At 68.6% G+C, this 11696-nt stretch carries 9 protein-coding genes; 4 read left to right on the top strand and 5 right to left on the bottom strand.

The annotated features are described in order from the left end of the window. Together purD and guaA are read right to left on the bottom strand one after the other, a co-directional pair. Complete coding sequence (gene purD / locus STHE_RS06895) at nucleotides 1–1290, bottom strand: phosphoribosylamine--glycine ligase (protein ID WP_012871847.1); 1290 nt, start codon at nucleotides 1288–1290, stop codon at nucleotides 1–3. 13 nt (nucleotides 1291–1303) lie between these two features. Then, nucleotides 1304–2899, bottom strand: coding sequence for a glutamine-hydrolyzing GMP synthase (gene guaA, locus STHE_RS06890; RefSeq protein ID WP_012871846.1), 1596 nt, complete (start codon nucleotides 2897–2899; stop codon nucleotides 1304–1306). Between the two features lie 277 nt (nucleotides 2900–3176). On the opposite strand from guaA, the gene purN reads away from it, so the two are divergent. From purN to STHE_RS06875, 3 genes are all read left to right on the top strand, one after another. Further along, a complete protein-coding gene (gene purN / locus STHE_RS06885) occupies nucleotides 3177–3806 on the top strand; it encodes a phosphoribosylglycinamide formyltransferase (RefSeq protein WP_012871845.1) in 630 nt (209 codons plus the stop codon). Between the two features lie 172 nt (nucleotides 3807–3978). Beyond that, nucleotides 3979–5022, top strand: a complete 1044-nt coding sequence (locus STHE_RS06880; protein WP_012871844.1) for a Gfo/Idh/MocA family protein — start codon at nucleotides 3979–3981, stop codon at nucleotides 5020–5022. Between the two features lie 23 nt (nucleotides 5023–5045). Beyond that, nucleotides 5046–6146, top strand: coding sequence for an alanine racemase (locus STHE_RS06875; RefSeq protein WP_012871843.1), 1101 nt, complete (start codon nucleotides 5046–5048; stop codon nucleotides 6144–6146). Here STHE_RS06875 and STHE_RS06870 read toward each other — a convergent pair. Together STHE_RS06870 and STHE_RS19370 are read right to left on the bottom strand one after the other, a co-directional pair. After that, a complete protein-coding gene (locus STHE_RS06870) occupies nucleotides 6143–6805 on the bottom strand; it encodes a MerR family transcriptional regulator (protein ID WP_012871842.1) in 663 nt (220 codons plus the stop codon). The genes STHE_RS06875 and STHE_RS06870 overlap by 4 nt on opposite strands. 52 nt (nucleotides 6806–6857) lie before the next feature. Next, a complete protein-coding gene (locus tag STHE_RS19370) occupies nucleotides 6858–8096 on the bottom strand; it encodes a winged helix-turn-helix domain-containing protein (protein WP_012871841.1) in 1239 nt (412 codons plus the stop codon). Nucleotides 8097–8252: 156 nt separating this feature from the next. Between STHE_RS19370 and STHE_RS06860 the strand changes: the two genes are divergently transcribed. Next, nucleotides 8253–9353 (top strand): DmpA family aminopeptidase, encoded by a 1101-nt coding sequence (locus STHE_RS06860; RefSeq protein ID WP_012871840.1) that lies wholly within the window; start codon nucleotides 8253–8255, stop codon nucleotides 9351–9353. 311 nt (nucleotides 9354–9664) lie between these two features. On the opposite strand, the gene STHE_RS06855 is transcribed toward STHE_RS06860, so the two are convergent. Then, on the bottom strand, nucleotides 9665–11623 hold the full coding sequence (locus STHE_RS06855; RefSeq protein WP_012871839.1) for a S9 family peptidase: 1959 nt from the start codon (nucleotides 11621–11623) through the stop codon (nucleotides 9665–9667). Between the last annotated feature and the right edge of the window lie 73 nt (nucleotides 11624–11696).

The raw sequence follows: 11696 nt of genomic DNA, 5'->3' as shown, positions 1-11696 counted from the left end.
TCAGCCGCGGGCGGCCGCTCGCGGCTGGGTTTCCCGCAAAGCGATATCCTGCCGATACGCCATATCGGTGAACTCGACGCCCGGCACCGCCGCGTAAACCCGCTGCCGGGCGTCGCTTATATCTGGCCCCCGCGCGACGAGCGTGAGCACACGCCCGCCCGCGGTGACCACCGTACCGTCGTCACCCATGGCGGTACCCGCGTGGAACGCGATGACGTCCTCGGGGAGCCTGTCCAGGCCGTGGATAGGGTAGCCTGTCGCGTAGCTGCCCGGGTAGCCGCCGGACGCAAGGACCACACCGACGGCGGCGCCATCGTGCCAGCGCGGAGCGGGGACGTCGCTGAGCCGCCGGCGAGCGACGCCGTCGAAGAGCGCGGCCAGGTCGCCGTCGAGGAGCGGCAGGATGACCTGCGTCTCGGGGTCACCCATGCGGCAGTTGAACTCCAGCACCTTCGGGCCGTCGGCGGTCAGGATGAGCCCGGCGTAGAGGACGCCGCGGTAGGTGATGCCGCGGCGGCGCATCTCAGTGACGGTCGGCTCGATGATGCGCGCGACGATCTCCTGCTGCAGCGCGGCATCGACCGCCGGCACGGGAGCGTAGGCACCCATCCCACCGGTGTTTGGTCCGGTGTCACCGTCGCCCACGCGCTTGTAGTCGCAGGCCGGGAGGAGCGGGTAGATCGTCTCCCCATCCGTCATGGCGAGGAGGGACACCTCCTGGCCGGTCAGGCACTCCTCGATCAGGACGCAGCGCCCGGCCTCACCCAGTGTGCCGGCGCCGAGCATGTCGCGCACCGCTGCTTCTGCCTCGGCGTGGGTCGCGGCGACCACCACGCCCTTGCCGGCTGCCAGCCCGTCGGCCTTGACGACGATCGGGGGCTGGGCGCTCCGCACGGCCGCGAGCGCCGCGTCCAGATCAACATAAGTGCGGCAGGCTGCCGTGGGCACCCCGGCCGCGGCCATGATCTCCTTCGCCCAGGCCTTGCTGCTCTCAATCCGCGCTGCCGCCGCGGTCGGTCCGGCCACGAGGAGGCCGCGGTCCTGGAAGTGGTCAGCGAGCCCGCGCGCGAGCGGATCCTCCGGACCGACGACGGTCAGGTCGATGCCGTGCTGCTGGGCGGCGTCGGCCAGCGCAGGGATGTCGTTGGCCCGGATCGGGAGGTTGGTCGCGATGGCAGCCGTCCCGGCGTTCCCTGGTGCCACGAACAGGGCGTCGACGAGCGGGCTCTGGCGTAGCTTCCAGGCGAGGGCATGCTCCCGTGCGCCGCTGCCAACCACCATCACCCGCATGTTCGCACTCCGCTCATTCCCACTCGATCGTGCCCGGTGGCTTACTGGTGATGTCGTAGACGACCCGGTTGATGCCGGGCACCTCGTTGACGATCCGGTTGCTCATCCGCGCCAGGAGGTCGTGCGGCAGGCGTGCCCAGTCGGCGGTCATCGCGTCCTCACTGGTGACGGCACGAATGGCGCAGACATCGGCGTAGGTGCGCTGGTCGCCCATCACGCCGGTCGACTTGACCGGCAGGAGCACGGCGAAGAACTGCCAGACATCGTCGCCGAGTCCAGCGGCCTCGATCTCCTGGCGCACGATGGCGTCGGCCCGGCGCAGCGGCTTCAGACGCTCCGGCGTGACCTCACCGAGGATGCGGACCGCCAGGCCGGGGCCGGGGAAGGGCTGTCGCTGGACGATCTCCTCAGGCAGGCCGAGCAGACGCCCGACGGCGCGGACCTCATCCTTGAACAGCATCCGGACCGGCTCCAGGAGCTCGAACTGTAGATCCTCGGGCAGCCCGCCGACGTTGTGGTGTGTCTTGATCTTGGCGGCGGTCTTGGAGTCGCGCGGGGTTGCGCTCTCGATCACGTCGGGGTAGAGCGTGCCCTGCGCGAGGAAGCGGAAGGGGCCGTGCCGGGCCGCCGCGTCTTCGAACACGCTCACGAACTCGGCGCCGACGATCTTGCGCTTCTGCTCCGGGTCGGTCACACCGCGCAGCCGCGTCAGGAACCGCTCGCTCGCGTCGATGGAGACGAGGTTCATGTGGAAGTGACGGCCAAAGACTTCCCGCACCGTCTCCGGCTCACCCTCCCGCAGCAGGCCGGTGTCGACGAAGACCGGAGTGAGCTGATCGCCGATCGCGCGGTGGATCAGCGCCGCGGTGACCGCCGAGTCGACGCCGCCGGAGAGGGCGAGGAGTACTCGGTCCTTGCCCACGCGGGCGCGGATGCGCTGGATCGCGTCGTCGATGAAGGATGCAGCCGTCCAGTTCCCCTCGCAGCCGCAGAGGTCGAACAGGAAGTTGCGCAGGATGGTGCCGCCGAGCGGGGTGTGGGCCACCTCCGGGTGGAACTGGAGGCCGATCACGTTGCCGCGCCCCATCGCCGCGTACGGCGAGTTGTCGCTCCTCGCCAGCGCGGTGAATCCCTCGGGCAGCTCCTCAATGCGATCCCCGTGGCTCATCCAGACATCCAGCCGCTCGGGGAGATCGGCGAAGATGGGGCTTGACGCCACAACCTCAATCGTGGCCGGGCCGTACTCGCGCTCCGTCGCGGGCGCGACCCGCCCGCCGAGGGACTGCGCCAGGAGTTGCATGCCGTAGCAGATACCGAGGACGGGGAGATCCCGCTCCAGCACCCAGTCGGGCAGGGTGGGGGCTCCCGGTTCGTAGACGCTGGCCGGTCCCCCGGAGAGGATGACCCCCTTGGGCTTCAGGTGGGCGACCGACTCCCAGCCGGTGTCGTAGGGGAAGACCTCGCAGTAGACGCTGGCCTCACGGACCCGCCGGGCGATCAACTGGGCGTACTGCGACCCGTAGTCCAGCACGACGACCGCATCGGGTGATACCGCGGGGCCGCTCGCCTCGTTGGACTGCGGCAGTGTCGATCGCTCTTCGGTTTGCAAGGGGCCTCCTCCCAACCGCGCTGGGGCGTACGTTCTCGCCCGCTGTCTCCGGACGCAATTGTACTCGAAGGGGTGGCGCGTTCGGGGAGGGTGACGCGGGATTCTCATCCAGGCCAGACACCAGCGTCAGTGGTGGAGAAGCGGGGAGCGGGCCTTGATTAGGCTCTCCCAGGATCCGGGGATTGGGCTCGGTGTCCCGGCTTGTGTCTAACCGTACCCCGCGACCGTGTATCATCCCCGCGGGAGGAGGCGGGTGGTGAGTCAGAGTTCGGGCGCGATGGGTACGACGTTGCGGCTGGCGGTGCTGCTGTCCGGGAGCGGGCGGACGCTGGAGAACCTGCTAGGGTGCATCGCCCGTGGGGAGCTTCCGGCGCGCGTTGAGGTGGTGGTGAGCAGTCGCGATGGCGTGCGAGGCATCGAGATCGCGCGCGCAGCCGGGCTGCCGGTCACCGTAATCCCGCGCCGCGCGTTTCCCTCGGTCGATGCCTTCAGCGACGCCGTGTGGGCCGCGATCGCGCCGTACGAGGTCGACCTGGTGATCCTGGCCGGCTTCCTGGCCAAGCTCGCCATCCCCACGGCCTTCGAGGGCCGGGTGATGAATATCCACCCGTCGCTGTTGCCCCTCTTTGGTGGGCGCGGTTTCTACGGTGACCGGGTCCACCGGGCGGTGCTGGAGGCTGGAGTGAAGGTGAGCGGGTGCACCGTCCACTTTGTGGACGAGGAATACGACGCTGGGCCGATCATTCTCCAGCGCTGTGTCCCGGTCCTGGACGACGACACTCCGGAATCACTGGCGCATCGCGTCTTTGCTGAAGAGTGCCGTGCCTACCCCGAGGCGATTCGGCTGTACGCTGAGGGGCGGCTACGGATCGAAGGCCGCCGGGTGCGCGTACTGCCGCGTGAGTGAAACGTCTTGCGTACCCTGGAGTGCCCGCGCGGCTCCCCACACTGTTAGATGCCCCATCCCAGAGGGGTCTGGTGACTCCTAATGCCTGACGCTCTCCTCGTGCTTGCCGCCGGTCCCCGGGCGCGTCCATACTTGGCCCCACGAACGGACCGGGGAAGGGAGCATCCCCACGATGGCAGACAAACCACTTCGCGTGGGTGTGATCGGGACCGGAGTGGGCGCGGCAGTGCACATTCCAGGTCTCCGGCAGATCCCCGAGGTGGAGGTGGTGGCGATCGGCGCCTCGCGGATTGAGCATGCGCGCCAGGCGGCCCTCCTCCACCAGGTACCTCACTTCTTCGACGACTATCGCCGAATGTTCCGAGAAGCCAACCTCCATGCTGTGACCATTGCGACGCCGCCGGAGTTTCACCACCCCATCGCGATTGCGGCGGCGGAGGCGGGGCTGCACATCCTCTGCGAGAAACCCATGGCCCGCAACGCCGCCGAAGCGCGTGACATGCACCGCCTGGCGCGTGACGCGAACGTGCAACACGCCGTCGACTATAAGACGCGGTTCCTGCCCTCCCGCCAGGTGTGCAAGCGCCTGATCGACCAGGGTTACCTGGGGGAGCTCCAGTCGGTGAGCCTCACGGTCTTTCGCCAGTCATGGCGTGACCGACTTCGACACTCCACTTCCTCGCTGGATGCCGGTGAGCGCGCCGGCGGGGTGCTGGGCGCGCTCGGCTCCGACTACATCGACACGCTGCGGTGGTGGTTCGGGGAGATCCACGCCGTCGCCGGCGCGCTGCCGCGGACCATTCGCGGTAGCGAGTGCTTCAGCCTGATCCTCCAGTTCGCCAGTGGAGCGCTGGCGACGATCCACGTGTCCGCCGTGGCGCCGATGGACGTCGGAGATGAGATCGTCGCGGTCGGTACCGACGCCTTGCTCGCCGTGCAGGCCGATGGGCGAGTCTTCGGCATGCGCCGCGACGAGCAGGTCTTGTCCGAGATCGAGCTGCCCGATGTCTGGGGCGACCTGCCGAACTTCGCCGATCGGCGCGTGCGGCCGTTCGTACTGCTTGCTCGCGAATGGGTCCGCGGTATCCTGGAGGGCAAGAGCGCAGTTCCGTCGTTCGAAGACGGCATGAAGGTGCAGGAAGTGCTGGACTCGGTACAGCGCAGCCAGGAGTTGCAGCGCTGGATCGACACCAGCGGGAAGAAGTGGCCGGTGTGATCCGGCGAAGGGGGAGGTAGCCGATGGGGTACCGCGACGAACTCGACACGCCGTGTCTGGTTGTCCACGAGTCCATCCTGCGCCGCAACGTCGAGGAGATGGCGGCCTTTGCCCGCGAGCACGGTGTGGCGATGCGACCGCACCTGAAGACGCACAAGACGGCCGAAATCACCCGGATGCAGCGCGAGGCGGGGGCTATCGGCTTCACCTGTGCCAAGCTGGGTGAGGCCGAAGCGCTCGCCGACGCTGGTGTGCTGGACGATGTCCTCCTGGCCTACCAGATCGTCGGGGAGCAGAAGATCCGGCGGCTCCTGGCACTGATGGATCGGATCAAGGTCACGGTCGCCGTCGACGGAGTGGAGGGCGCCGCCGCGTTGTCGGCCGCTTGCCGCGACGCGGGTAAGACGCTCGACGTACGCCTGGAGATCAACACCGGGCTCGACCGTGCCGGTGTGCTCCCGGGCGAGCCGGCGCTGGCCCTGGCGCGCGAGGTGATGCAGATGCCCGGGCTGCGGTTGGCAGGGATCATGACCCATGAGGGCCACGTCGCCAAGGCGACGAACGCGGACGAGCTGGCCGAGATCGCGACAGCGGCCGGCAAGGCTATGGTTGAGACGGCCGACCTGCTCCGGTCCAACGGTATCCCGGTCGACGTGGTGAGCGTCGGCTCGACCCCGGCGTCCTGGTACACCCCGACCGTGCCGGGCATCACCGAGATGCGGCCGGGCACGTACGTGTTCAACGACAACTCTGCCTTCCGTTTCGGCCGTATCGGCGTCGATGGCTGCTCGCTGCGAATCCTGGCGACGGTCATCAGCCGACCGGCGCCGGATCGCGCGGTGATCGACGCCGGGTCCAAGACGTTGGCGATGGATCCGCCGCAGGGGCGAAAGGGCCATGGTTACATCGTGGAGTATCCGGACGCGGTCATCGCTCGCCTCAGCGAGGAGCACGGCGTGGTCCTGCTGCCGCCGGGGATGCAGGGCATGGAGGTCGGTGAGCGGGTCGAGGTGATCCCGAACCACGTCTGCCCAACGATCAACCTGCAGGACGAGATGTTCCTGGTGCGCGATGGGGAGGTCGCTGAGACCTGGCCGATCATCGCCCGCGGAAAGGTGCGCTAATCGGCCGCGTCGGCGTGTGCCGCGACGGTGGCGATCAGCACCTGATCGAGGAACTGGGTCATCTCCGCGAAGATGCGCAGGGCGCGATTCGGGGGGATGTCCTCCTCCTCGATGAAGCGCGTCACTGCCTGGATCACCGGCGTCCGGAAGAAGAGGAACGCTTCGACGGCATCGGGCGCCGTCAGGCCGGCAGCGGCACTGATAGAGCCGTAGCGCCGGCCGATGCGGCGCCCCTCGTCGAGGAGTTGATCTCTGTCGCCGCGCCCCGCGATGGTCCGCACAGCCAGCTCCACCAGGCGGCGGCCGAGCGTGCGAAGCTCATCGATCTGCGCGTTGTCGTACGCGTTGTACCACGGCCGGGACCGGGCCTGGTGGAGGTAACCCGCCTCATAGCCGGAAAAGGAGAGATCGGTCAGGACTTGCCGGCTCATGCGGCGGCGGGGCCGCGTCTCTCCCCGGAGGAAGGCGCGGAGGTCCTCTTCGTTGTAGCGGCGGTGCCCGCCGGGGGTGCGGAAGACCGGGATCCTGCCCTGGTCGCTCCAGCGACGCAGCGTCGACTGGTCGACGCCGAGGATGCGGCAGGCCGCGTCGATGGACAGCCAGCGGCCACCAGGCTGCTCCGGCGTATCGCCCTGCGAACGACCTCGTGATTCGCTCACGCTGTGGCTCTCCTGCCCAGCCGATCCTGCTGCAACGTCGGCTCGCGCGGCGTCACTCCCAGTCCTCGGTCCATGCCTCGGCCAACCCGGGCGGGGCGGATTCGACGCGAATCGCGCGGGCGCCGTTGAAGACGGCGAAGGAGCGCAACGCCGGCCGGAGCGTCTCGGCCAGCTCTTCAACCGGGGGTGCATCCGGCTCCAGGTGGACCGACTTCAGGGTCAGCACGCGCTCCTTCCGGTCCGCTTTCGGATCGACCCTCCCGATGAGGCGGCCGTGGTAGAGGATCGGCAGGGTGAAATACCCGTACACCCGCTTTGCGGCAGGAGTGTAGCACTCGAGCCGGTACTCGAAGTCGAACAGCGCCTCAGTCCGCACCCGATCCCAGATCAGGTTGTCGAACGGGGAGAGGAGCGTGATGTGGTCGCTCCGCTGCCCGGCGCGGATTGCGTCGACGAGCGGCAGGTTCTCGGCGGCCACGTACCCCGTCCCCAGCCCCTCGACGGTCACCGGGACCACCTTGCCGTCCTCGGCCAGGGACTGGAGGATCGCAGCGGGGGTTGGCCCGCCGTGGTTCCGGCTGCCCCAGCGCGTGCGGAAGTAGTCGTTGAGCCAGCGGGGGAGGACGATGCCCATGGCCAGGGCGGCACGGTGGGCCAGCACGCGCCGCTCTTCGTCGGGGTCGGGCACGTCGGTGGCGTGCCACTCAGCGAGCACGCGCTCGGTCAGGTCATAGATGCGCTGGAAGTTGACCCGCCGCAGGACGGCCAGCTCCCCAGCCGACCAGAGGATCTCCAGCGCGAGATTTGTCGGCTTGTTTCCATACCAGGTCCACCGGTCGAGGCGCTTGCCATCCTCGGGAGCGGGAAAGTGCGTGGACCCGAGCGGACCGTGTTCACGGATGGCGCGCCGCACCTCGTCGATGACATGGGCATTCTGCTGGGACCAGTCATACTCGTGGAGGTATCGCTGTTTGTACCACTGCATGCGCCGCCGGAAGTAGGGGAAGAGGTCAATCGAGATGATCGAGGCGGCGTGACCCCAGTACTCAAAGACCGCGCGATGGGGATCGAGCATCGCATCGAGCCACGTCGGGTCATAGACGCCCAGGCGGCTCCAGAGCACCAGGTACTGGCTACGGGCCACGACGTGGATGGTGTCGATCTGGATGCACCCGAGCCGCCGCACCGTATCGACGGCCTGCTCCCAGGTTGGCGGCTCAGTTGGGGTACAGGCCAACCCCTGGGCTGCGACCGCCAGCTCACGCGCCTCTTCCCGCGACAGCTCGATCATGTCCCGTCCTCCTGTGGTCACAGTACCCTGATTGCCCGGCCATTGTACCAGAACATCTGATCGAATAGCGGGGATTCGAGCGCGTTCGCCGCTGCGCTATGATAGCCACCCCAACGGCATCTCGCGTTCCAGCATCGGTGGATGGGAGGCAAAGGGGTGGGCGAGCCACGAGTTCGGGCGCGGGAACTCGGCATCACCATCGGCATCTATTCGCCAGGGAAGTACAACGCGATCACGGATGTCCCGGGCGTCGCGGTCGGGCACACGACGGTGCACTGGGGGGACGCAACTTTGCCTCCGGGTCGCGGACCGACGCGCACCGGCGTGACGGTGATCTGGCCGCACCGCGAAGACCTGCTGCGCAACCCCGTTGCGGCGGGCTTCTTCGCCCTGAGCGGCACCGGGGAAATGACGGGGCGCAGCGAAATCGAGGAGCTGGGGCGGATCAACACCCCGCTGGCGTTGACCAACACCATGTCCGTGGGACTGGTCTACGACGCGGTCTGCCGCTATCTGGTCGAGCGCGACAGCGGGGTCGGGGCCGATGAGGGGCCGGTGATCCCGCTCGTGGCGGAGTGCGACGACTCGTTCCTCAACGACGCGCGTGGGTTCCATGTGACGCACGAACACGTCTACGCCGCGCTCGACGGAGCCAGCACTGGCCCGGTTGCCGAGGGCTGCGTCGGCGCCGGCACGGGGATGCACTGCTTCCAGTTCAAGGGCGGGATCGGGACGTCCTCGCGCGTTCTCCCGGCGGAGGCTGGAGGCTGGACGGTGGGTGTGCTGGTCCTGACGAACTTCGGCCGACGGCACCGTTTGACCGTGGCGGGCGTGCCGGTCGGGGCACACCTTCCGTACGCCCCGGAGAACGTCGGCCTGCCCCCGCGCGACGAAGGCTCCGGGATCGTCGTCGTTGCCACCGATGCGCCGCTGGACGGGCGGCAACTGGCGCGGGTGGCGAAGCGGGCGGCGCTCGGTCTTGGGCGCACCGGTTCGACCGGTGGCGACACGAGCGGAGAGCTGCTGGTCGCCTTCTCCACCACCTACCAGCCGGGTCGTGAACCCGGCGTGTCGGCCCGCGAAGTGGTCGAGTCGTACGCGATCGACCCGATCTTCGAGGCGGCCGTGGACGCTACCGAGGAGGCGGTGCTGAACGCCCTGTGCATGGCGACCACTACCGACGGGCGGGATGGCCACGTCCTGCCCGCCATCCCGCTCGACCGGCTACGAGAGATCCTGGCAGCGCACGGCCGCTGACCGGCCCGCCTGGGTACGTAGAGTTTGACGACATTCCGTGGGACATGGACCGGTCACCGACGTCGCGTCGCTGTCATCCTGAGCGGAGCGCAGGCGGCGACCAGCCGCCTCCCGGCGCGGCGAAGGATCTCCCCGGTGCCTGGCTGGTCCGACGCGAGATCCTTCGCTGCGCTCATGCTGACAGGGGTGGGCTGGGTCTGGCGGCTGGCTCCTCTCAGGATGACCGGATCGCGGTAGCGGATTGGTCGCGGGCACGCCGGGCTGACGGCTCCGAAATCGTCAGCCCGGACACGCACGTGAACCCGGCCGCGCTATTCGGCCTCGTCCATGAACTTGATCGGGATCGGCTCGACATCGCCGGAGGGTTCGAAACCGAAGACGCGCGCATAGAAGTAGTACACGGCGTCCAGGGAGCGGCGGATGTTCTCGGCCTTGCGGAAGCCGTGCTGCTCGCCCTCAAAGGGGATATAGGCGTGCGGGATCCGGTTGGCCTCCAGGGCTTCCACCATCGCCTCGGCTTGCGCCGGTGGGACGACCGCATCTTCCAGCCCCTGGAGCAGGATGATCGGGCAGGAGATGCGGTCGGCGTGGTAGAGCGGCGACCGCTCACGGTACAGGTCCTCGGCCTCGGGGTAGGGGCCGATCAGGCCGTCGAGGTAGCGCGACTCGAACTTGTGCGTGTCGCGAGCCAGCGCGGCGGCGTCGGCTACGCCGAAGTAGCTGGCGCCTGCGGAAAACACGTCGGTGAAGGTCAGCGCGCAGAGCGTCGTGTAGCCACCAGCGGATCCGCCCTCGATCGCCAGCCGCTCACCGTCGACCTCGCCCTGCTGCGCCAGATAGCGAGCGGCGTTGACGCAGTCGGCGACGTCGACGATGCCCCAGTTCCCCTTTAGCCGCTCGCGGTACTCGCGACCGTAGCCGGTGCTCCCGCCGTAGTTCACATCGACGACGGCGAAGCCGCGGCTCGTCCAGAACTGGATCTCCAGGTTTAGCGCCGAGGTCGTCTGGCCTGTCGGCCCGCCATGGCTGAGCACGAGGAGGGGCGGGCGCTCGCCCTCCGGCCCGGTGAAGTCGCGGTTCGCCGGGCGGTAGAAGAGCGCGTGCGCGGTCAGGCCGCCGTCGGTCGGATACTCGATCGGTTCCGGCGTCGAGAGGTAGCCGGGGTCGATGTCGACCTCCAGGCTCTTCCGGACCACGGTCGCGTGTCCGGTCTGGAGGTCGATCGAGGCCACACTGGCCGGGTGGGCGGCGGAGGCGGCGATGACCCAGACCTGTTCCCCGGAGGGGGCTGCGTGGATGTAGCGGAATGCCGTAAAGCTCGTCTCGACCGGTTCGACGCGGCCGCTCCCGGGCGTGATCAGGCCGAGGTGGGTGAGCCCCTGCTGGCTGTAGAGGCAGGCGATGCGGCCGTCCGGCAGGAAGTCGTAGGTCGACAAGCCGAACACCCACTGCGGCACCCCGAACTCGGCGTCCATGGGCGCGAGCGGCGTCAGCTCCCCGCCGTGCAGTGCGTAGAGGTTCCACCAGCCGGTTCGGTCGGAGATCAGGTGCAGTGTGCCGTCCGGGCTCCAGGCGGGCTGGAAGATCGACTCCTCCGTCCCGCCAGCCAGGTGGCGCACGTCGCTCAGCGTGCCGTCCTGGTTGAGTGTGGCGATCCAGAGATCCGTGCCATCCCACGGCATGCGCGGGTGGTCCCAGGTCGTCCAGACGAGGCGGGTGCCATCGGGGCTGACGCGAGGGAAGGAGTAGAAGTCGTGCCCCTCGGCGATGATGCGTGGCTCGGCGCTGCCGTCGGCGGGTAGGGCGACCAGCCGGTTGTGCACCTGCCCATCGGGTGCATGCTCTTCCTGCACGCAGATGATGAGCCGGCCGTCCGGGGTCACGCAGCCGTCGGCGTACCGGAGCGATCGCGGCGCGGGCGGCTCCGGCGTGATCGGCCGGGGTTCCTCTCCCGGGTCCTGGCGGTAGAGCCGCTGGTCCGCGAAGTTGGCGAAGAAGACCGTGTCGCCGTGCAACCAGAGGGCGCCGCCGCCGTACTCATGGACCAGGGTGCGGACGTTGAACCCCTGAGGGGTGACGTCGGTGACGGACCCGTCCGTCGTTCGTTTCACGAGCACGCTCCGGCCGCCCTCCGTTGGGCGGCCTTCGAGCCAGTAGACGGCGTTGCCGGACACCGCGACGGACCCGAGGGCGATGCTGGCCGAGGCGATCAGGTCCGAGCGGATGGGCGATTCCCACGACCCGTATGGGGCAACTCTGGGTGCGGACACGTCACTGGCTCCCTTCCCTGCGCTTGGTTCTCCGGCCACCACCGACTAGCTTAGCCGAGCGGTACGCGGCCGG

Origin of the sequence: Sphaerobacter thermophilus DSM 20745, from assembly GCF_000024985.1 — a bacterium.
Lineage (GTDB): Bacteria > Chloroflexota > Chloroflexia > Thermomicrobiales > Thermomicrobiaceae > Sphaerobacter > Sphaerobacter thermophilus.
This window is presented reverse-complemented; position numbering and strand designations above follow the sequence as displayed.

What these genes read in the sequence shown, in the direction of transcription:
- purD (WP_012871847.1), bottom strand. Translation starts at nt 1,290, where the DNA reads ATGCGGGTGATGGTGGTTGGCAGCGGCGCACGGGAGCATGCCCTCGCC.
- purN (WP_012871845.1), top strand. Translation starts at nt 3,177, where the DNA reads ATGGGTACGACGTTGCGGCTGGCGGTGCTGCTGTCCGGGAGCGGGCGG.
- STHE_RS06880 (WP_012871844.1), top strand. Translation starts at nt 3,979, where the DNA reads ATGGCAGACAAACCACTTCGCGTGGGTGTGATCGGGACCGGAGTGGGC.
- STHE_RS06875 (WP_012871843.1), top strand. Translation starts at nt 5,046, where the DNA reads ATGGGGTACCGCGACGAACTCGACACGCCGTGTCTGGTTGTCCACGAG.
- STHE_RS19370 (WP_012871841.1), bottom strand. Translation starts at nt 8,096, where the DNA reads ATGATCGAGCTGTCGCGGGAAGAGGCGCGTGAGCTGGCGGTCGCAGCC.